At 53.7% G+C, this 22384-nt stretch carries 18 protein-coding genes; 1 reads left to right on the top strand and 17 read right to left on the bottom strand.

What is annotated here, in order from left to right:
- Positions 1 to 32: 32 nt before the first annotated feature.
- The 3 genes from NYE26_RS14825 to NYE26_RS14815 are packed head-to-tail and all read right to left on the bottom strand — an operon-like array spanning position 33 to position 3455.
- Positions 33 to 1601, bottom strand: coding sequence for an extracellular solute-binding protein (locus tag NYE26_RS14825; protein WP_339256890.1), 1569 nt, complete (start codon positions 1599 to 1601; stop codon positions 33 to 35).
- Between the two features lie 42 nt (positions 1602 to 1643).
- Complete coding sequence (locus NYE26_RS14820; protein WP_209870928.1) at positions 1644 to 2513, bottom strand: carbohydrate ABC transporter permease; 870 nt, start codon at positions 2511 to 2513, stop codon at positions 1644 to 1646.
- A gap of 15 nt (positions 2514 to 2528) precedes the next feature.
- Positions 2529 to 3455, bottom strand: a complete 927-nt coding sequence (locus tag NYE26_RS14815) for an ABC transporter permease subunit (protein ID WP_339257489.1) — start codon at positions 3453 to 3455, stop codon at positions 2529 to 2531.
- Between the two features lie 303 nt (positions 3456 to 3758).
- On the opposite strand from NYE26_RS14815, the gene NYE26_RS14810 reads away from it, so the two are divergent.
- Positions 3759 to 6026, top strand: coding sequence for an AraC family transcriptional regulator (locus tag NYE26_RS14810; protein ID WP_339256888.1), 2268 nt, complete (start codon positions 3759 to 3761; stop codon positions 6024 to 6026).
- Here the strand turns inward: NYE26_RS14810 and NYE26_RS14805 are convergent.
- From NYE26_RS14805 to NYE26_RS14740, 14 genes are all read right to left on the bottom strand, one after another.
- Positions 5976 to 6434 (bottom strand): hypothetical protein, encoded by a 459-nt coding sequence (locus NYE26_RS14805; RefSeq protein ID WP_339256886.1) that lies wholly within the window; start codon positions 6432 to 6434, stop codon positions 5976 to 5978. The genes NYE26_RS14810 and NYE26_RS14805 overlap by 51 nt on opposite strands.
- Before the next feature lie 52 nt (positions 6435 to 6486).
- Positions 6487 to 7557 carry a right-handed parallel beta-helix repeat-containing protein gene (locus NYE26_RS14800; protein WP_339256884.1) on the bottom strand — a complete coding sequence of 357 codons (1071 nt, stop codon included), beginning with the start codon at positions 7555 to 7557 and terminating at the stop codon, positions 6487 to 6489.
- Between the two features lie 20 nt (positions 7558 to 7577).
- Positions 7578 to 8327, bottom strand: coding sequence for a MerR family transcriptional regulator (locus tag NYE26_RS14795; RefSeq protein WP_339256882.1), 750 nt, complete (start codon positions 8325 to 8327; stop codon positions 7578 to 7580).
- A 298-nt stretch (positions 8328 to 8625) separates the two neighbouring features.
- Positions 8626 to 9510: a CPBP family glutamic-type intramembrane protease gene (locus NYE26_RS14790; RefSeq protein WP_339256880.1), complete on the bottom strand. Its 885-nt coding sequence runs from the start codon at positions 9508 to 9510 to the stop codon at positions 8626 to 8628.
- Positions 9511 to 9583: 73 nt separating this feature from the next.
- Complete coding sequence (locus NYE26_RS14785) at positions 9584 to 12247, bottom strand: FtsX-like permease family protein (protein ID WP_339256879.1); 2664 nt, start codon at positions 12245 to 12247, stop codon at positions 9584 to 9586.
- On the bottom strand, positions 12244 to 12927 hold the full coding sequence (locus NYE26_RS14780; RefSeq protein WP_036726914.1) for an ABC transporter ATP-binding protein: 684 nt from the start codon (positions 12925 to 12927) through the stop codon (positions 12244 to 12246). Before NYE26_RS14780 ends, NYE26_RS14785 begins: the two co-directional genes overlap by 4 nt.
- 82 nt (positions 12928 to 13009) lie before the next feature.
- A complete protein-coding gene (locus NYE26_RS14775; RefSeq protein WP_339256877.1) occupies positions 13010 to 13999 on the bottom strand; it encodes a HAMP domain-containing sensor histidine kinase in 990 nt (329 codons plus the stop codon).
- Positions 13986 to 14672, bottom strand: a complete 687-nt coding sequence (locus NYE26_RS14770; protein WP_339256875.1) for a response regulator transcription factor — start codon at positions 14670 to 14672, stop codon at positions 13986 to 13988. The genes NYE26_RS14775 and NYE26_RS14770 overlap by 14 nt, the downstream gene beginning before the upstream one ends.
- 77 nt (positions 14673 to 14749) lie before the next feature.
- A complete protein-coding gene (locus NYE26_RS14765) occupies positions 14750 to 15997 on the bottom strand; it encodes an MFS transporter (protein WP_339256873.1) in 1248 nt (415 codons plus the stop codon).
- A gap of 125 nt (positions 15998 to 16122) precedes the next feature.
- On the bottom strand, positions 16123 to 17592 hold the full coding sequence (locus tag NYE26_RS14760) for an N-acetylmuramoyl-L-alanine amidase (protein ID WP_339256871.1): 1470 nt from the start codon (positions 17590 to 17592) through the stop codon (positions 16123 to 16125).
- A 256-nt stretch (positions 17593 to 17848) separates the two neighbouring features.
- The gene (locus tag NYE26_RS14755; RefSeq protein ID WP_339256869.1) at positions 17849 to 18838 is read right to left on the bottom strand and encodes an alpha/beta hydrolase; all 990 of its coding nucleotides are present in this window, start codon (positions 18836 to 18838) and stop codon (positions 17849 to 17851) included.
- A gap of 136 nt (positions 18839 to 18974) precedes the next feature.
- Positions 18975 to 20582 carry a 5'-nucleotidase C-terminal domain-containing protein gene (locus tag NYE26_RS14750; protein ID WP_339256867.1) on the bottom strand — a complete coding sequence of 536 codons (1608 nt, stop codon included), beginning with the start codon at positions 20580 to 20582 and terminating at the stop codon, positions 18975 to 18977.
- A 23-nt stretch (positions 20583 to 20605) separates the two neighbouring features.
- Complete coding sequence (locus NYE26_RS14745) at positions 20606 to 21433, bottom strand: carbohydrate ABC transporter permease (protein WP_339256865.1); 828 nt, start codon at positions 21431 to 21433, stop codon at positions 20606 to 20608.
- A gap of 12 nt (positions 21434 to 21445) precedes the next feature.
- Positions 21446 to 22330 carry a sugar ABC transporter permease gene (locus tag NYE26_RS14740; protein ID WP_036690801.1) on the bottom strand — a complete coding sequence of 295 codons (885 nt, stop codon included), beginning with the start codon at positions 22328 to 22330 and terminating at the stop codon, positions 21446 to 21448.
- Positions 22331 to 22384: the final 54 nt, after the last annotated feature.

Genomic DNA, 22384 nt, shown 5'->3' with positions numbered 1-22384 from the left:
TTCAGCGGTTCTTCCCTGCGGTCAGTACCCGTTTAGTTGCTGCTCAATTGAATATTCTGAACACGGTCATACGCTTCCTTGTACGTTGCCAGCAGCTTGTCTACGCCCAGATTGTTGATCTCCTCAACATATTTATCCCAGTCCGCCAGCTTACGGGAACCGGTCACGAACTTGGCAAAGCTCTCATCACGGTGCTTCTTGATCGCCTGTCCGGTGATCGAGATGACTTCATTCTCCTTCTCCGTGAAGGCCGGACGCGGCTGCATGTTGGCCGGATCATATTTGACAGCTTCTTCATAGGCGTGCTTCAGGTCATCCGAGAACAGGGACAGATGGGCGTTGAAGTCAATCCACGTATAGGTTCCGCTGGTCTGAAGTCCCGTTGCTTTCCGCATTTCAATCACATCGGTGAATTCCGGCTTGAACTTGATCGTATCGCCTTCCTTCACATACGTCTCGCCTTCCACACCCCAGCTGCTGAGCGTGCGGCCTTCTTCCGAATAGAAAAAGTCCATATAACTCATGATATCTTCGATATTCTTGGAGGTAGAAGCAACCGTCAGACCGCCCTCCATGTAATGGAAGTAAGGATTCAGCTGCTTGCCGCCTTCAAGCCCTGCGGGAGGAGCCAAGAACTGCATATTGAACTCAGGATTCTCCTTGCGCATTGCATTATTGAAGAAGTCCACCCGGCTGATATAATCCACGGTTACAAAAGACTTGCCGGTAGACACCATGTCCTGCCACTGCTTGGTCTGCAGGGAGAGGAAGTCCGGCGGAATCAGCCCTTCATCGTAGAACTGCTTCCACATGCCGACCATTTCCTTGTAGCTGTCCTCTGTCGGCCCATAGCGCCATTCCTTGGTATCGAAATCGTAGTAAGCCCCTTCGCCAGTGCCATAGTTGACGGTCATATTCATGTTCATCTCATCGGGAATCTGCCCGTAACGGACCGACAGCGGGTAGCTGTCCGGGTATTTCGTCTTGAGCGTCTTCAGAGCCGTGTGCAGCTCATCATAAGTCTTGGGAGCCTGAATGCCTTCCTTCTCAAAAACATCCTGGCGGTACATCCAGATCATCCGATTCGTCTCTCCGAAGCCCTGGTTCGGGAACATATACATCTTGCCGTCAGCGGAGAGCGCTGCCTTCGCCTCATCCGGGTATTGCTTCATCCAGGCGGTCAGATTCGGCAGCTTGTCCATGTATTCCATCAGGTCCACGAGTGCTCCCTGCTGACCGAATTTGTTCGATTCCTTGCGGTTGGGCATATACATCAGATCCGGCAGCGCATTGGAAGCCACCGCCAGGTTCAACGCTTCAGCCAGCTTCCCGGAAGGTGTCTGCACCTCCAGCGTGACGCCGGTCTGATCCTTGATCCAGCCCCATACCGGCCAGTCCTTGGAATAAGGGAAGGTGGGATTGTTGTCCAGCAGTGCGGTGAAGGTGTGGGCCTGCTTCGCTTCCGAAGTGGCCGGAGAAGCTTCTCCTCCAGGTGCAGCCGTAGCCGCAGGCGAAGCGGGATTGTTATTGCCCCCGCTGCAGCCGCTCACCAGGATTGCCGCTGCCGCGAGGGGCAGCATTACAGACTTCCATTTGTTCATTCTTCATCTCTCCCTTAAGTAGTAGTTATGGTTCAGACCGGTTCAGCCCTTCACTGCACCGATCATGGCGCCTTTGACAAAATACTTCTGAACAAACGGATATACCGTGAGTATCGGCAGCGTAGAGACCATAATCGTTGCATATTTGAGCGACTCTTCAACAACCTGGTTGTCTCCCCCGATCCCGGTCACATCCCCCGAGCTTGCGCTTCCCGCCAGCACCAGATTGCGGAGCAGCACCTGTAGCGGGAACAAATCCGGGGTGCGCAGATACAGGAGCGGATAGATGAAGTTATTCCACATGCCGACTGCGTAAAATAAAGCAATAGTGGCGAAGGAAGCCTTCGACAGCGGAATGATGATGCGCATGAATATCCCGATATCATTCAATCCGTCGATGCGCCCGGATTCCTCCAGCTCCTTGGGAATGCCCGAGAAGAAGGTGCGCATCAGAATCAGATTCCAGGTGCTGACCGCGCCCGGCAGGACCATACCCCATACGGTATCCACCATATTCAGGGAGCGGACCACGAGGAAGGTCGGGATCATCCCGCCGCTGAAGAACATCGTCACGACGATCAGCATCGTGAAGGTCTTACGCAGCGCCATATCCCGGCGGGAGAGCGCATAGGCCCCGGTTGACGTAACCACCAGCGAGATCAGCGTGCCGAGCACGGTGTAGATCAGCGTGTTTTTATAGGCCGTCCAGATCTTCGGGTCTCCAAGCACCAGCTCGTACATCTTCACATTGAAGCCCTTGGGCCAGAACGAGACCGTGTTCTTGATGACATTGATATCGCTGCTCAGAGACACCGCCAGCATGTGCAGGAACGGATAGAGCGTAATCACCACAACGATCAGCAGAAAGAACGTGCTGACAATATTAAACAAGGATATTCTCGGTGATCTCATCACCACACCTCTTCTCTACCATAGACTTGTCTCACTGAGACGGCGGCTGATGTAATTGGCGCTATAGATGAAGATCAGGCTGATAATCCCCATGAACAGGTCAATGGAAGCGCCATAGCTGAAGTTCCCCTGCTCCATTCCGACCCGGTACACATACGTGCTGATGATGTCAGCTGTATCATAGATCGCCGGGTTCTGCATCAGGAATACCTTCTCGAAGCCAATCTCCAGCACCTTGCCGATATTCAGAATCAGCGTGATGACAATCGCTGGTGAGATGCCGGGCAGCGTGACATGCCATATTTTGCGCATCCGGCTGGCCCCGTCCATGTCGGCTGCTTCATAGAGCTGGGGATCAATCGCCGTTAATGCCGCCAGATAGATGATGGTCTCCCATCCGATATGCTGCCAGATCTCCGAGAGAACATAGATCCCCCGGAACATCCCCGGCTCATTCATGAAGTTAATCGGTCCAATTCCGAACGTGCCCAGCAGATTGTTAATCAGGCCTCCTGTCGGCGACAGGAACATAATCACCATGCTCGCCACAATGACATTCGAGATGAAATGCGGCAGATAGCTGACCGTCTGCACGAACTTTTTGAACGCGGCCTTACGGACTTCATTCAGCAGAATGGCAAGAATCACCGGGGCAGGGAAACCGAACACCAGCTTGTACAGACCCAGGAGCAGGGTGTTCTTCATCAGCGGCCAAAAGTCAGGATTCTCAAAAAACATCCGGTAATACTTCAGCCCCACCCAGTCGCTGGCCCAGATTCCTTTAAACAGATTATAATCCTTAAACGTAATGACGAGGCCGAACATCGGCGCATACCGGAAAATCAGATAGTACAGCAGGCACGGCAGGAACAGCAGCCATAGCGTTTTGTTATGGTTCCAGGTCCGCAGCAGACGCCCTTGACGCCGGTAAGGATCTTTCATTTCCTTTCGTAAGTTGTCTTGTACTACACTCGTTTGAGCCATAGGCATTCCCCTCTTGTTCTTAATGATGCAGCTCGCTGAATGTCAGCTAACTTCCCCTCTGCTTCCGGGGTTTGTCTCCGAATTATAGCGGCAAGTCTTTGGGAAGCGCTATCAGCATGTTATATATCTTTTCGCCCTATTTGCGTATTTCCCTAGAATAGCGTATAAATCAGCAAAAGTGCATATTGTGCGTGTCAGCTTTGTGCCGCTATGATAGGATAAAACGATAACCAAGCGGCTGCACCTGAAGGGGGAATACATATGAAGAGACCGCTTACCAGCCAATTTGCCCTTAGCGGCCTGTTCGTGAAGCTCATGCTCAGCTTCCTGAGCGTCATCCTGCTGCTGGCTTCATTCAATCTGTTCTCTCATCTATATCTTAGCGGGAAGGTCTATCAGGAGGTGGTTCGGCAGAACGAGCAGAGTCTGAAGCAGACGGTGGAAGGGTACGAGAATCACTTCCGGCTGACGCAGAATATGATTCTGGCGCTGACCCAGTCGGATACGTGGACAGCCAACCTGGGCATTCTCAGCCATCTGAAGGAGAACCGGCGGTATGATATTCTCAGCGAGGTCAAGTCGGATCTGATGACGCTGTACGGGAATCCTTTTATGCACATTGAGAATTTCATTCTGTACTTCAAAGCGGAGGACTATGTTCTTGAGAAAGAGGGACTGAGTACCGCGGCCGACATGTTCGGCAAATATTATTACAGCGGAGAGTATCCGGCGGACTTCTGGAGCGCCCAGACCATGGACAACCAGTATCTGAAGGTCCTCCCTGCTGCTTCTTTTACGGAAACAACAATGAGCTCCACGCGTGCGCTCGGGCGGCTGATGCCGGTTATGATCAAGGCTATTCCTTATGAAGAGGTCTACGGCATTGTGATGCTGAATCCGCAGCGGCTGGAGCAGGCGTACGGGGATGCCGGGAAGAATCCCTTCTATATAATGGATGCGCAGGACCGGCTGCTCTTCTCCACCGCAGAGACGGAGCTGCCAGCGCTGGAGTATGCCGTGAATACAAGCGCTCATGAGCGGATAGGGGACAAGTATTATTTCTATCAAAAAGGGGCGCAGACCGGCTTCACCTACGTCCGGGTCACCGAGGTTGCCGCCATCGCGAGCGGGCTGCGCGGCATGCGGCTGCTGCTCGCGGTTCTGCTCGCTGCTGCGGTGCTGGTCAGCCTTCTGTTCTCGCTCCTGTTCAGCTACCGGCTGAACCAGCCGCTCCAGCGCCTGATCGCCGCGTTCGACCGCAAATCCGGCAGCGTCCCCGGCAAGGTGAGCAGCGTCAAGGAGTTCGCCATTATCGGCGACCGTCTGAGCTCCATCATGGAGAACAACCGGTTCATCCAAAACGATCTGGCGCACAAGAATTCGCTGGTCCGCCAGTATGCTTATACCCATAAGGTGAAAAATATTCCGCTGAACGCAAGTCTGAATGAGCTGGAGGATGCCCTGCATTCCGAACGCCCGTATGCCTCCATCCTGTTCAAGCTCAGCTTCACCCGCCTGCCGGAGGAGCCGGAGAAGCATACGCTGGCGTTATGGCAGCTGATTCAGCGCCTCTTCACCGGGGAGGAATCCGAGAACGTCGCCTTGCAGCCGGAGCAGGATCTGCTCTTGCTGCTGCTCTTCGATCCCGGTCCGCAGAGCGCCATTCTTCAGGTGCTGGGCACTTTGCAGGAGCTGCTGGCAGAGGAGCATTCCCTCTACCTCACGATAGCGGTCAGCCCGGTGTATTCGGGGGAAACCCCGTTTACCGATGCTTACCACAACCTGTCCGAGCTGCTGAAGGAACGCAGACTGAACGGGGAGACACAGATCATCGTGGAGCCGCGGGCCTCGTCGGCTAAGGCGTTTCATCTGAAGGTCACTCACGGGGAAGAGCTGCATAACCTGCTGCAGTCCGGCAGCGAAGAGGCGATGTTCGGGTGGCTGGACCGCCAGCTGGAGCAGCTGCAGAATAAGGATGCCGCTGCGGAGGATTTCCGGGCTTTTGCTGCGGGAGTGGCAGAACAGACAAGCAAGACCGTCATGAAGCTGAATCTGCCGGAGCTTGAAATGGGGCTGGTCGCGGCCCTGTCCGGTGAGCCGTTCGCCGCCTTCTATTCCACGCAGCAGTATAGTGAATGGCTCCGGGAGCTGGTGACTCCGGTGCTTGCGGCGATCCGCAGCGGCTCGGAGACCCGGGACCCGGTCATCAGCTTCGTGCTGGAGTATCTGGAGAAGCATTACGGGGAAGACATCAATCTCAATATCGTAGCCGACAAGCTGAATCTGACCTCCGGCTATCTGTCGAGCATCTTCAAGGAGAAGACCGGCATTAACTTCAGCGAATATCTGAACACGCTGCGGATCGAGCGGGCCAAGGAGCTGCTGGTGAATATCGACCTGCGCATCCAGGATATCGCGCTTCAGGTCGGCTACCAGAATGTGAACTCGTTCATCCGTATGTTCAAGCGTGCCTCTGGCTTAACGCCGGGTGAGTACCGCAAGCGGGCTGGCGGGGAGAATCACAGTTAAGTGTTTATCGGACGGGGACCCCGGTTTCAGCCGGAAATCTTCATGGGCGGCGTCCTTGAACTGCGGATCGGCAAACTGCGAGCTGGAATCGTTCCCCGTGCCGCGCTGATACAAGGCGAAGCCGGGGTATTCCTTCTTTTTCCATACCCATACAGCCTGATCTGCCCCTCCTTCTGCATAATAAAGGTTGCCGTCCACCGTATTCTTGCTGTTGCTCGTATATTCGTTGCTGATCATAACGCCGGAATCACCTGCTACGATAATATTGCCGGTAATGACATTACCGCTTAAGTTAGCTTGCAGATACAATTGACCATTACCGTCGCCCAGCAGGTCGTTCTTGTACAGCGTATTCGACTCAACAATGCTATCGCTGGTGCCTCCACGTCCCTCATCATAACCGCCCATTGCAATGCCTGTCAGCCGGTTGCGGTAGATCAGATTGTCTTTGACCGTAATATCACTGGGTTAGCCTTCCCTTGTGTTCAGAAGCAAGCTCAAGGCCTATATCATTATCATACAAGCGATTCTGCTCCACCCGGATTGATCTTCCTCCATCGATGTAGATTCCGCCTGCTGAATGGCTCTTGTTCGGTACAGGGTTCCCATAAGACGGATTAAGATTGGATGAAATCCCGTATACCACATTTCCTTTGACCGTCCCGTTACGCGCCTGATCCACCCGCTCGTCTCCGGCCGTTCCCTCAAATCCGATCAGGTCGATCCCGATGTTGTCACTGTCATGAACGATATTGTTCGTAATCTCAAAAGTATCCACATTGCCGTTCACGACCAGCGCCTCACTTGAACCAAGCACCAAATCGTACACTTCATTGCCATCAATCGTCAGTTCTTGCAGCGCTTCCTTCGCTTCGGTTCCGTACACGGCAATACCATGGGCATCCCTCCCGGTAAGCCCGTCTCCTTCAGGCGTGGCAGTATTGGCTATGGAATGAATGCGGTTATTGAGCACAGAGATGTCCTTCCCCGAACCGTGAATATAGATGCCTGCGGGAATTTCGCCAAGGGATGCCGTCTTGTAATTGCGGATTTCCAGTTGCTGAATCGTTACATAGCTTGCCTGATGGATCTCGACCAGACCCTCCAAGCCGTCAACCGGCAGGCCTTCGCCGTCGAGAGCCGCCGTCTCATTCGGATAACCGGTGAATACGACAGGACCGGCATCCTCCGAGCCTCCCTTGGAGATGTGCAGCTTCTGGTGATACACGCCTCCGCGAATATAGACACGGGTTCCCGGCTCTGCGAGGTCCGCAGCATGCTGAAGCGTCTTCCAGGGCGAATCTATGGTCCCTTGATTACTGTCTGCTCCATCGACTGCCACATAGTAAGTGTTTGCCTGATTCGGCTGCGGCGCTGCACTGGACTTCGGGGCCGGAGCTGTACTTTGCGTGTATTCCGGCTTAGCTTCCGGCGAAGTTTGAACTGATAACGGCGTGTTCCGGGCGCCGGAACATCCGGGTAATGCGATAATACTAAGCACGATAGCCGATCTCCAGAAAATTCTTAGCATTTATGCACTCTCTTTTCAGCTTATTTATGATCCTCACCCAAATAAATACGGATGATTGCATCTATATATTGCATGACCTCATCTGTCATCCCGTACACCCGTGCAGCTTGTCCTTCCTTTGGTGTAATGTACTCCCAATATTTCTGAATCAGCTGCTCATCACCGCCGAACATCTTGTCGGCGTATTCTATGATTGAGGCGGCGAGTTGCTGCGCCGCTGCAGAATCAGGCGGCTGCGCTAGCAGTCCTGAGACCCGTCTGAGGATATCGGACCACTCCATAGCGAGCGGGTTACTTACATCGCTGATCGGCAGCACCTCCAGCTCTTCCGGGGTGAAGACCTGCTGCCGCAGCTGTGGAACCTGGGAAGGCTGTTCAAGCTCACGGATAAATCCGAGCATCTCATCAATATTTACTTGTTCGGTTGCCCGCATAGCGTACAAGGTGGAGAACAGCAGATGCTCTACCGCCCGCAGCTTCTCCTGCTCCTGCTTCACGAAGACCATCTGCTGCGTAAGCGCACGGCTCCAGACAGCAACATCATGATGTGCAACCTCACCGTTGTCGAGGATCACTTTAATTTCACCCAGCTTGAAATGCATTTGCTTCAGCACAGCAATCTTCTGCAGCCGCAAAATCTCATTCTCGCTATAAGAGCGGTACTGGTTCCTGGTATCCCTGTCCGGCTGCAGCAAGCCCAGCTTCTCATAGTAATGCAGGGTGCGGACAGACACGCCGGTTAGCTTGGACAGCTGCCCTACGGTATACATCGGCTTCCCTCCAAATAGGAATATTATTGGCTATATAAGAAGCACTTAAGAGTTGAACTTGAAGCTTCATCGGCACTGCGGTGAACATTTGGACTTCCGGCCGCTGTTAGGTTTGGATTTCCTAATTTATACCGCTGAATGCGGTAGAAATCCAAACCTAAAGGCGGTCGCTGACGCTCCTACAGTTCCAAATTTCCCCTCCGCTTCTTTTGCTTTTAGTTTATTACTTTAGTGCTTCTTATATAGAGGGTTTGGCACAGTAAATCATCCGGCATTGGCACGCCCGGATGATGATTTATTACTGCGAGGCTGTCCGCAGACGCCGCCGGCGCCACAGGTTGAGCAGTACCAGCAGCACAGCGCTGCCGACAATGATTATACCAAACTGGATCACAACGGGACCGGTCCCTGCCTCCAGCTCGTTGTACGTCATCAAGCGCTGTTCCCTCTGCAGAATAACAAACCGCGCCATTGCCAGATACGTCAGATGAAAGCCGATGGAAGCCCACAGCGACCCGGTCAAGCTGCGCCATAGCTGAAGCATCGTGCCATAACATAACAGCATAATCACATATTCTGCGTTAATGCTGCTTCCGCGGTCTATTCCGCTCCAGGCTTGCAGCTGGTTCACCGTAACCGGCACCAGCACAAACAGCAGCACCTGAGCGCCGTAAGCTGCGAAGGCAGACAGGCGCAGCCGTAAGCCGCTGTATACAATCCCTCTCATTGACAATTCCTCTGGCAGCGCCTCGTACAGGAAGGCAATACATGTATTGAGGGCTACAGCCAGCAGCAGGTCCATAGAGAAATGCCAGGCTGTAATGGTGGTCCAGCCCAGCGCACCCGTAATTATGAAGCCCACTCCCCCCATCAGCAAGGCTGACGCTGCACCGCCCAGCATATGCAGGAACGCAGCCGGTGTCAACGGCAGCAATCTGGCGGTCAGGCGGAACCGGCGCTGAATCAGACAGACCGCGGGCACAATAAGCAGCGCCGCGGTCAAGGCTTGGACAACGGCAATTTCGTTGTCCGTTGCACCGGAAGCCCGGAGGGCGTTGCCGGCAACCGTGGCCGTGAACAGTCCCAGCGTCATGGCGAGCCACCCAAGCGCTGTAATTGCCAGCCATCTCCCTGCTGATCCCCGGCCATCGTTGTGTCTTGCAGGTAGTGTTATTCTATCCATTGTGCATCCCTCCTGCCCCCATTGTAAACCCTCCAGTATACGTCAGGGTCAAGCTTGGGATCGATGGGATCGCCTAAGTCATATCATCCCGCAGCGCATCAATGATATTCTCCCGCTTGATTGTGCTGACCGAATACAGCATGGTAACGAATACGATCAGGAGCACGCTGATTACACTGATGCCGATGCTGGCCCAGGGGAAGACATAACCGATATTGTCCGCGCCGCCGATGAGCATGCCCCGGTAGATCAGCCAGGAGAAGGCCAGCCCGGCGGGAAGCCCGAACAAGAGCGCCCTCATGCCATAGAAGGCACACTCGAAATTCATCATCTTCTGGAAATTGCGGTCAGACATCCCCACCGAGCGGAGCATTGCCAGCTCCCGGCGGCGCAGCTTAATGTTCGTCGAGATCGTGTTGAACACATTGGCAATCGCGATCAGCGAGATCATGATAATGAAGGTATAGGCGAACACGTTGATGATGAATATCGTATTGCGGCTCTCATCCATCATCGCATACACATTATACAGCTTATATTCATCCGTAATTTGCGCACCCTGGATCGTCTTCTCCATCTCCGCGACCGACTGTGCCGGATGCTTGGAACGAAAAGTCAGGCCCTTCACTGCCGGCGGACTGTCCGCCGTCTCAAACTTGCCGATGAGTGAATAAGGAGCGATCATCCGGAAGAAGAACGGTTGACTTGCGCCGGGGCTTCCTGGAACCGGTAGGGTATCCGGCGGTACAGTCTCTACGAACGTAACCGTTACGTCATGCCCTTGCCCAATCTTCGACCCTCCCTCTGATTCGGGGGCAATGGTCAGGGTAGAGGATGAACGCTTGAACAAATTACGGAACTCGTCAACCTCCTTCAGCCGCTTATCGTCGGCAGGACTCATCGATTTGGCAACGGCGAGTAACTTGGCGTCCGGACCCGTATATTCCTCTGCAGACAAGCCCAGTCCTTCGAGAATCTTCAGGTAGGCCTTGTCATCCAGAAACTGCAGATCGACGGGCAGTGATACCTGCTCATCCGACCGGCCCGGCGAAGGAGCACCTGTTTTTCCTGCATTTCCTGCTTTTCCATCATTGACTGCTTTCACCAAGTCCCCCTCTTTGCCCCAATAGGCATCCGAGAGCTCGCTTGCCTGGGCTGTCCCCGTCACTTTCAGCAGCGTCTGGTAAGAGCTCTCATAGATGCCGCCTGCGGTTCTGAGCTTGTCGTAGAGCGCCAGTATTTCACTGTCTTTCATAGTTGGTGTGGCGAAGCCGATATCATAGTTGGTGAACGCTACCGCCTGTTCCGACATCTGCTTCAAATCAGTGACAAAAGCGCTGGCCGATATAAACAGCACGACGCTTAACATGAGCGACAGCACAATGCTGCGGTAGCGTTTCTTGTTTCTTTTGAAATTCTTAAGTGCAAGGGTGCCTTCGAGACCGTAGATACGCTGCGCCCGGCTGGACGTCTTCACAGCCTTGGCTTCAACCTTGACCTCGTTCGTCTGGCGAATACTCTCCATCACGGGAGTGCCTGCCGCCTTCCTGGCCGGAATGTAGGCCGAGATCAGAATCGTAACCATACTTAGCGCTGCCGCACACGCAATGGCCGGAACGGACACCTTCAAGCTCAGCGGTACGCCGGAATAGAGAATATTCCCGAAATTACTGGATACGACAGTTAGCACTAGTCCCATGCTGCCTATTCCTAAGAGAATGCCAGCCGGTATTCCGGCCGCACCAATACACAGACCTTCGAACAGCACAGAGTTACGCAGCTGCTTCGCTGTGGCTCCCACCGATGAGAGAATGCCAAACTGGCGTGTGCGCTCATTCAGGGAGATGGTGAAGGCGTTGTAGATCATGAAGATCGAACCGGTCACAATAATAAAAGCGACGATCCCACCAACCGTGTACAGTAGAGCAGTTAGCAACCCGCTGCTTGAGACGCCCATGAAGCGCAGCACATTATCGTTGTAGATGTAAGCATGGCCTGAAGCGGTGCTGCTGGCGTAAGCCTTCACTTCACGCGGATGCTTCAGGGTAACATATAAGCTGAAGCTGTCCGCCCGCTCTGACGGATCGGCTCTGGTAATCAGGGTATAGCCTGGTGCAGCGGATTCCTCAAAAGCAGGCCTTGCGCAGATTCCGACGACCTTGTAGGTTCGCTCTGCCCGGGGCACCAAAGCTTCAGCGGCCTTATCCGCCTGATAGGCATCATGCTGGTTCAGCCGCTGGTTGCCGTTCATCCGGTCTCCCACAGCCAGTGTGAGCATGTCGCCTTCCGCGAACTTGATTCCGCCGTTCGCCGCCAGATGTGACGGGACTAGAATCTCACTGCTGTTATCCGGCATTCGGCCGGAGACCAGAGTGACGGGCAAGATACCCGGGGAAGCTTCGTCTTCACGTACGCCAGCAATGAACAGATAAGGCTTATCCGGGTTCTTCCCGCCGCTAAGTGCCGCATAGCCAATATTTTCGAAGGATGCTGTACGGGCTACGGCCTGATCGTGTGTCCGTTCCTGCAGGAAGGAGGAATCCACAGCCGGGAACCCGATGTGCCAGCCGCCGTATTTGGCAATGGAGCCCTTGATCATATAGCTCTGCAAGGATACGGCGAAGGTGGAGACAGCAGTGATCATAGCAGTGGATAGGATTACTCCGATAATCGTTACAATGGTCCGCGTGCGGCTTTTTTTGAGGCTCTGGAGGGTAACCTTATTGAAAATATTCATGGCCGTACCCGTTCGTCCCGCACAACCCGGCCGTCCGAGATGCCGATAATCCGGTCTGCCTGGAGGGCAATATTCTCGTCATGCGTAACGATGAGCAGGGTCTGCCTATACTTCTGATTACTTAATTTCAGCAAATTAATAATCTCATGTCCATTCCGGCTGTCGAGGCTGCCTGTGGGTTCATCCGCCAGCATGACCGCCGGGGCATTCATCAGTGCGCGTCCGATGGATACCCGCTGCTGCTGTCCGCCCGAGAGCTGATTTGGCAGATGCGTTCTCCGGTCCGTCAGCCCCAGCAGCTCAAGCAAATCGTTCAGCCGCTCCTCGTTGACCTTGCGTTTGTCCATCAGAATCGGCAAGGTGATATTCTCCACCACATCCAGCGTGGGAATCAGATTGTGGAACTGGTAGATCAGCCCGACCTGCCGCCTGCGGAAGATCGCCAGCTTGTCATTGCTCTGCGCATATACATCCTGTCCGTCCAGATAAACATTGCCGCTTGTCGGCACATCAACACCGCCGATGATGTGAAGCAGTGTAGACTTCCCGGAGCCGGAGGAGCCGATGATCGCCGTGAATTCCCCCTTCTCAATCGTCAGAGACACCTCGTCCAGCGCTGTAACCCGGTTATCTCCCTTCCCGTAGACCTTGCTCAGCTTGTCAATTCTCAAAAACTCCATGCTGCAATTCTCCCTTCACCTGATCTGTCCCTATCATAGAGCCGCAAGCTTACATCTCTGTGACTTTCAGGTGAGAGATCCGTCACTTAGGGAAACGAAGCCTGAAGAGCGCACCGCCTTGCGGATGATTATGTGCGGTAACGGTTCCTAACTGCCGGGTGATAATCATTTTGCAGAGGGCGAGGCCGATTCCGTACCCTGCATGATTAGGGTTACTGCCGCGATAGTAGCGGTCGAACAGCCGGGGGATTTCTTCCTTGCTGAAGCCCGGGCCGTTGTCATGTACTATCAGCTCGGTATACAGCGGATTGTCTGTGCAGACCAGCTCAATCTTCCCGTTCTCCCCTGCGCTTTCCAGGCAATTCTTCAGGATATTCTGGATCGCTTCCGGAAGCCAGGCCGGATCGCCTCGGATCACTACTCCTGAAGGGCAATCGATCCTTAAGTCTACATTGCGCAGCTCCATCTGGATCAGGAACGGACGAACAGCGGTGCGGAGCAGGTCGTTAACGGCGATAGGCCCGCTTTGAAATACAACAATACCCGCATCCAGGCGGGATAGCCTGAGCAGAGAGGTAATCAGCCAATCCATCTGCATCAACAGCTCCTCGGTTTCCCGTATAAAAGCTTTCCGCTCGTCTTCCGCAGGACTATTCGCAAGCAGCGTCATAATCAGGTTCACCGAGGTGAGCGGGGTACGGAGCTGGTGGGCGATGTCAGCCAGGGAATCGGCAAGATGGCCCTTTTCCTTAATCAGCTCGCGGTTCTGATCCCGGATGCGCTGCGTCATTTTGGTAATCTCGCTATGTAAGATGGATAACTCGCCCTCTTCCGAATCAGCGATGAACAGATGGTCCGCATTATGCAGCACCCGGTCAATTTCATCGGACAATCTCGCCAAGCTCCTGTATCTGGCCCGGGTAAATCCAACGAACGCTGTGCCAAAAGTAGCAGCGCAGCCTATGGCCAGGACGCCCGCTGCCGTGTTCATGACGAATCCAGCCGTTACAGCGGCAACGGCGAGGAGGACGAACACCGCGGCAAACTGCCGGACCTCTCTATTGCGCAGCATCGCTGCCCCCCAGCCGGTATCCCGTCCCCCGCACCGTCAGGATGATCTTCGGGCTTGCCGGATCGCACTCGATCTTCTCCCGCAAGCGCTTGATATAAACAGTCAGCGTATTGTCATTGACGAACTCGCCCGCTGCGTCCCACAATTCATCCAGCAGTCTGCCCCGTGTAATAATGGTTCTGGGATTGTTCACAAATACGAGCAGCAGCCGGTATTCCAGCGCGGAGAGGAATACCTCCCGGCCGTTTTTTTTCACAACTCCGCTGGCCGGATCAACATGCAGCCCGCCGAGATCAAACGCGGACCCGGAGCGCCCGCTTTTTCGCAGAGCCGTGCCCATCCGCGCGATCAGCTCCCGTGGCCGGAAAGGCTTGGTGATGTAGTCGTCCGCCCCCATATTCAGCCCGGTCACCACACTCGCCTCGTCGCCCGAAGCCGTCAGGAAGATGACGGGAATGTCCTGCTCCTCCTTGATCTCCGTGCATACCGTAAAGCCATTGCCGTCCGGCAATGAGATATCAATCAGCGCCAGGTCAAACATATATCCGTCAAGCGCAGCCGTTGCTTCCTTGCGCGTAGGCGCGTGCGTGACAGTGAACCCCTCCGAGTGAAGCAGCAGCACCAGGTTTCGCGCAATGGCCGGATCGTCTTCAACCAGCAATATTTGTGTCATATTTAAGGGCCTCCGTTGTAGCCTGTTATGTATAAAAAGGTACTCTTATTAAGAGTACCTGTAAAGAAATCATTAAATTAATACTGGGCAGCCTGCGCCTGATCCGGCGCCTTATGCTTCATGATCGGTAACATCATAAGTGCACCCAGGAGGAACAGGAGTCCGGCTCCGCTGTAAATGGTACTAAGCGGCAAAGCGCTCTTTAGCGCACCCGACAGCGACATGGACACCACCATCATCCCGACGAACATCGGATTCAGCACCCCGTTGACCCGGCCGACAATGGAGCTATTAGACCATCTCAGAATCATCGTACTGATCCCGATATGAATACAAGGGAACATCAGCCCGTTCAGGAACTGGATGGTCAGCGTGAGCGGAATACTTGTCGAGAACCCGACAATGGTCGTACATACGGCACCTGCCAGCATCCCCATGGCGAGCAGCAGCTGAGGCGGAACTTTTTTGGCGAAGGCGGCCACGAGCCCTCCCCCGATCAGCATGGCTGCACCGTTGACCATAAGCATGTATTGCAGGAACTCCTTGCTTCGGCCAAGCCGCTCTGTAACGATGAACAGATTCAGTGCCTGGGCTGCGCCCACGGCAAGTCCCGCCAGTACAAACGCAAGTCCGAGCATCCGCAGCACCTGGCTCTGCCAGACATACCGGAAGCCTTCGGTGAAGTCCTTACGGAATTGCCCTTTCGCCGCAACTGTCCCGGCTTCCATATGATCCTCCGGCAGACGAATAAGCACGAGCGCAGACAGCAGAAAAGCAACGCCCATTACGGCAATGGAGATCTCAAGGCCGAAGGTGCTGTACACGAAAGTGCCTAACATCGGTCCGAGAACCATAAAGATGGCCATCAGCGATTGGAAGAGCGCCATCCCCTGCTGCAGCTGTTCCTCCGGTACATGGAACTTAAATAACCGCATACTGGAAGGCTGGGAGAACTGTGACAGAATGGCCGAGATGAAGGCGACCAGATACACGGATTCCCACGAACCGAAGTGAATGCTGAGCAGAACTGCGAACACCGATACCGCAGACAGGGAATCACACCAGATCATCGTCCGCTTCGGGCGCCACCGGTCCGCAAAGGTTCCTCCAATGAAGGAAAAAACAAAGATAGGCGCAAATTCAGCTACGCTGATCAGCGAAATGGCGTAGGGATCATTATTGGTCCGCTCCGCAACATAGAGCAGAATGGCGAAATTACGCACCCAGATCCCGATCTGCAGCAGCACACTGGATAATAAAATCGTCTGCAGAAAGCGATTACGGAACAGGCTTGCTGGATTTGCGCTTGGGTCATGCTGATTCAATCGTTTAACCCCCTATTTATAGATAAAATACGCTCAGCTTCTTAAGGCGGGGTTCTCCTTTCACTCTCTATATTATAAGGAGCGGACCGCGATCTTGAAAGCTATAAATGCAGGAACAGACGGGGTCAAGCGATCCCAAAATATTCCTTCAGCCCCGCTACGATAGCAGCCGCTACCCGGTTCTGGAAATCGTCGGAGAACAGGATGGCTTCCTCGGCGGCATTGGACAAGAAACCAACCTCCAGCAGCGTAGCGGGCATGTTGGAATATTTCAATACGATATATTTATTGTATTTAACCTTGCGGTCCGGAAAGCCGGTGGTCCCTTGCAGATGCCGATGCATGATATCGGCGAAGGCTTTACTCTCCTGGCTGTAATAATAGGTTTCGGTTCCCCGCACCTTGGGCGACCCTGTGACAGAATTGCCATGGATGGAGACGAAGGCATCGGCCTGCAGCTCATTGGCCATCTCTGCCCGCTGCTTGTTGGGCGGATAGGTATCCTCACGGCGTGTCATCACAACATTGAACGCCGGCTCCTGCAGCAGCAGGCGCTCCACCTTCAAGGCGACGCTAAGGTTGAAATCTTTCTCCAGCTTCTTCGTAATGCCGATCGTTCCCGGGTCCGCACCTCCATGGCCGGCATCAATAACAACGGTCTTCTTCCCGCTGCCCGGCTGGACCGGCTCTGCCGGAGGCAATTCGGCTGTGGCAGAGCTCAGATCGACGACCAGGAGCCGGGAGGCGGCATCCTCCTCGATGTAACTTGTATACTTCGTATCCGCAGAGAGCGCAATCACAACCCGCAAGGTGGCGGCGTCCGGTTCGAATAGCCCGTAATACAGCTTGTTGACATTGGGAACGCCGGTAACGGTCTGCTCGCCGGATTGGGTGCGGCTATCCCACGATACTGTCTGTAAGAAATCTGCGGAAAAGTTCGTTCGGGGCAGCTCCACTACAATCTGCAGCGGTTCGTTTCCGGTATGTACAGACGGCTGGACATCGCCGGTAAAAGCAAGCATCAGGCGGTCATCGCTGAAGCTGAGACTATGGACGGTGGAAGTCGCCGCGGCTCCGGCGGGCAGGGGCACCGGCTGGTCCGGGACTTCAGGGCTTGCCGGAGCAGGAGTGATGGCCGGCTGCTCCGGCGGAAGCGGGGCTGAAGTCAAGCCCACCACCTTGAGACTGTTGTCCCAGCTCACCTGGACACCCATGGCTTCGCTGATGAACCTTAGCGGAACCAGTGTGGTTCCGTTACGGTTCCGGGGAGCGGTGGCCAGCGAATGGGAGGCCCCATCGATCAGGGCTTTCTTTTGGCCGATCGTCAGCACTATACTGCCGGATTCCTTCGGGATGGTTACGGTTCCAACCTGTTGATTCCAGAGAACCCCCATTCCCATATTCTCCGCAATGATCCGCAAGGGAACCATCACACTGCCGTTGATCAATTCGACTTTGTCTTTCTTTTGCATAGGGATCGCTTGCCCGTCCAGTATTATGGTCGGACTTGTCTTCACAGCGGCACTGGCCTGCCCGTTGAGCGGGAAGCATAAGAATAGAACAGCCAAAAGGAAGAACCAACTACATTTTTTCATAAGTGCATCTCATCCATTTCATCTAATTTGTAGAATTGCTGATTCTTAAATTAGACTCCAATAATTGGAATAGGTTGCGAAATTGAGCATTTATAATTAGTTATATCAAGTGGAAACGGGTTTGCCATCCTTTTAAAGGACGGTACCGTTTCAGCGAGAAATAGAAGGATAATTATAGCGCGAAGCATATAAATTCTTATTTTTCTACGAAAAAACGGCACCCCGAGGGGCGCCGCGCTATAGTATTCCATTCTCCCTACTGGGCTTGCTTCAATTGAACGGTCTTCATGTATTCCTTGAATTCCTCGACGATTTCTTTGTACTTCGTATGGTGCAGGTAATGGGAGCCTACCATTGGTATCAATTTACCCTGTGAAGACTGCTTCGCCTGCTCCTCATGCAGCGGAATCCACTGCTTGTTGTTCTCGTTATTGGATTGTGCGAACAGCAAGACCGGCAAATCCTGCGGGTATTTCAGCTTTGAGCCGTTTTTGAAATTGGAACCAAGGTGGCTAAGCTCATTCATCAGTGTGGAGTTATTGCCGTGTACATTGGTGATCAGTTTCATCTGCTCTTTGGTATGCTCATCATAGTCAAGCGATTTAAACGAATCTCCGCTGAGCTTCGTTAGCAGCCGCATTACACCTGAATCTTTAGCAAACTTCATCGCTCCGAGAGGCAATTTCACATCCATGCCTGGCTGATTGGGCACACTACTGTCAATTCCTACGAAGGCTTGAACTTCATCCGGATAAGCATTTACATATGATACAGCATAGAGTCCTGTAATGGAATGTCCCATCAGAATGTAACGCTTCAGACCGAGCTGCTCCACAGCCTCATGAATTTCACTGATGATATTCTCTGTCGTTCTTTCTTTATCCGTCCCATCGCTCAGGCCATAGCCGAAAGGCTCGATGGCTACGACTTTGTACGAAGGCGTCAATTGGTCTATCAGCGGCTTGAAATCAAGCACAGGCGAAGCGGTTCCTTGCCCCGGCAAGAGAACTATGGTCTGTTCACTGCTGCCTTGAATCAGCACATTCATCTTTTTCCCGTCTACATTGACGTATTGCCCGTACGATTCGATCTTCTTCTTCTCTATCCCGTTACTGATGACATTAACGATAAAGGTGATGCCTATGAACAGCACGAGCACTCCGATAATGCCACCTAATATTTTCAACCATAATCTCCGTTTCTTGCGTCCCTTTTCAGGTTTATTTATTTCAGCGGTTCCTGCCATGTCCATCTTCTCCTGTCCTTCTATCTGTAGATTCGCCTTAGCGGTATAGATAGAGTCTACTTGATTAAGATGTCCTCAACATGACGGCATTATGAACGGAGTATGAACTCGGCTATTTTAATTCAATCATTCGGGATCAATCCATCCCCACAATAGACCAGTTATGATCTACCTCCGGTATGATCGTCTGGCGCTCCCTGATGTAATGAACCAGCAACTCACGGACGCTGCAGTCCGACTCCCAGTGCTTGACGGCGCTGACCAGTCCAGAGGCCTTCAACAGGCTGCTGTAGCGGTAATTGTTAACGGCAAGCTGTAGCTCGTCCGTATCGGCAAGCGGTCTGCCCCGGTAGGCCAGATGGATGATCCGCCGGCCCACCGGCTGGGAGATATCAATCTGATAATTAATCCCAGCGAACATATCGTAGAGGTAGCTCGGCACCTCGGGATCAGCGGCAATCTCCGTGTCCCCCTGCTGCCACTGCCGGAAATGGGCAGCCGAAGCTTCCATATAAGCCTTAAGCTCCTTGCCGGTGACGGTTACGACATACAGCACATTGTCAAAAGGATAAATGCGGTAGACGTCTGCATACGTCAGCGGTCCCTGCTTCAGATCCGCCTTGTCGTTGAACAGACTTGTAGCGGCAACATCTGCTCCGCTGGCCTCCAGCATGGCACGCTGGATCAAGGTAATGACCGCCGTATCCTGCACTCGTCCCGCCGGCAGGCCGGCAGTCTCTTCAGGCTGGAAATCGGCGGCCGCATAGCCCAAAATGCCGCCCTCCCCCTCTATCGAAGAGCCTCCGCCGCCTCCGGCGATGAACCGGAGGGTCTCTTCATGCGCCTCGGCAACCAGATTGTGCAATTCCGGGTCCGGCTCCCAGCCGCTCATATCTACCACCGTGACCTCGCGGCTCACAACCTTGGGCTGGCCGTTGTCCAGCTCCAGTGTCAGGTCGAAGCGTACAACTTCCCGCCCCCGGTCCCGCGGTCCGCCAATAACGGTATTCCCTATACGCTGGTTCACGGTAATATGCATATGGCCGACCAGCAGCACATCTGCTTCAGGGACAAGCTCCGCAATCCGTCCGGCGGCATCCGAGCCGCCCTCTTCATCGAACTCTGCGACCATGCCCGCATGGGCACTGATCACAATCAGGTCCGCCTTCCCTTCCGCACGGAGAGAGACAGCAATCGCCTGCGCGGTCTCGGCCATATGTCCGAACCTTAGTCCCTCAACCTTATTTGCATCCCAGCGCGGAACGTTGGGGTTCGTCAGTCCGATGACCGCAATCCGGATGCCTTGCTGCTCAAGGATCACATACGGCTCTGCAAACGGTCTGCCTGCTGAATCCCAGACATTCGCCGCGAGCACCGGGAAGCTCAGCTCCTGCTTGATTCGCTCGATCAGGCTAAGGCCGAAGTTAAACTCATGATTGCCCAGGGTCAGCGCGGCATAGCCCATCGCATTAAGTGCCGCCGCAACCGGATGCATCTCATCCGGCCGCTTATTGTAGACATCGTCAGTCAGCATATTCCCCTGGAAGATGTCACCGTTATCGATCAGCAGAATCTCCGTCCCGCTCTCTCTAAGTTCACGGACGTAAGAGGCTACTCTGGCGAGCCCGTCATTTACGGTATCGAGTCCGTCTTCATAACGGTAGCCCCACAGATTGCCATGAACATCCGAGGTAGCGATAATCACGATCTTGCGCAGGTTACGGCTTGCTGCCGGTTCCATCATCTCTTTTCACCCTTCTCTTTTCTCTATTTCAGAATTGCACCTGCGGTGAAGCTCTTCTCCATCTGATCGCTGAACAGCACATAGGCGAGCAGAATCGGCAGCGTAGAGATCACCATTGCTGCGGCCAGCGGTCCCCAGCTAATGCTGTACTGGCCGCTGAAGTTCATTAGCCCGAGCGGCAGCGTCCGCAGCGATTCCTTCTGGATGAAGGTTGCCGCCATTAGCAGCTCATTCCACACAGCGAGGAACACGAAGATCGCAACCGAGGCCAGCGGCGGCTTCAGCAGCGGCAGCACGACCTTGAAGAAGGACTTCACCACCCCGCAGCCGTCGATGAACGCAGCCTCCTCCAGCTCCTTCGGCATGCTCCGCAGGAACGCCGACAGCATATAGACGCCAATTGGCAGATTCACAGCGATGTACGGCAGGATAATCGACAGCCGTGAGCTGAGAAGGCCGAGATTCTTCAGGATCATGAACAGCGGAATCAGCGTAGCATGAATCGGCACCATGACCCCCATGAGCAGAATGAACAGAATCAATCCGTTATATTTGAATCTCATCCGTGTCAGCGCGTAAGCCATCATCGAAGCGAACAGCAGCACGAAAAAGAGGGTAATCAGCGTAACTGACACACTATTGAAAAAGTATTGATTCACCTTGGCGCTTACCCAGGCTTCTGAGAAATTGCTGAACCGCCATTCTGTAGGGAGCGCCCAGACTACTCCACCGATAATCTCCGAATTATCCTTAAATGCACTGACCACAAGCCAGTAGAGCGGGAACAACTGGAGGACGGCAATGAGGCCCATCAGTAGATAGAGGCCTGTGTTTTTAGTACTCTTCAGCATGTCCGGTCCTCCTTAATATTCAATTTTTTCACGGGTAAGCACTTTATTGAGCACCCAGGCGATGATCAGACACTCCAGCACCATGAACACAGCAAGTGCGCTGCCGTAACCGAAGTTCTGCTTCAGGAACGCTTCCTGGAACATTTTCAGGGCAATCATGGTCGTAGAATGCAGCGGTCCGCCGTTGGTCATAACATACACACTTTCAAAGGTCTTGAGCGCATAAATCACGTTCAGCACGACACAAATCCGCAGCACATCAGACAATAACGGAAGCGTGATATAACGGACGGCCTTCCAGCCGACAGCTCCGTCCAGCTTCGCTGCCTCATAGTACTGCTCCGAGATGCCCTGGATACCGGCGAACAGGATCAGCATGTTATAGCCTACATAATGCCAGGTTGTTACAATCAGAACAGACAAGAGTGCCGTCTTGGTATCTCCAAGCCAGGCCTGGGCCCAGCTGCCCAGGTGAGCAGCCTCCAGCAGCGTGTTCAGCATCCCGATGTTCGGATCGTAGATTTTGACCCACAGCAGACTGACCATCGTCGTTGACATGACCACCGGGAAAAAGTAAATATTGCGGAACCATTTGCGTCCCTTCATCTTTCGGGAGACCAGCAACGCCAGGCCGAATGAGAGCGGAAGCTGGACGAACACGCCTGTCAGCAGGAAGGCCACACTGTTCCATACCGCCTTCCAGAAGCTTTTATCTGCGGTGAACATCTTGGTGTAATTGTCCAGGCCCACGAAGGCCATAGGGTTAATCCCGTCCCACTCCTGGAAGCTGTAATACGCCGTCATGAGGATCGGCACGAAATAGAAGACCAGAAATACGGTTAAACCGGGCACTAGAAACAAAGCGATTAATTTCTTATCCGAGAGCGCTCTTTCCATCACTATCCACCTATCAGAGTGCAGAAAAGCGATGCGGTCCAAGAGACTGCATCG

The organism is Paenibacillus sp. FSL P2-0136 (assembly GCF_037975325.1).
GTDB classification, from domain to species: Bacteria; Bacillota; Bacilli; order Paenibacillales; family Paenibacillaceae; genus Paenibacillus_AQ; species Paenibacillus_AQ silagei.
The sequence above is the reverse complement of the archived record's forward strand: the minus strand, read 5'-3'. Positions and strand labels throughout refer to the sequence as shown.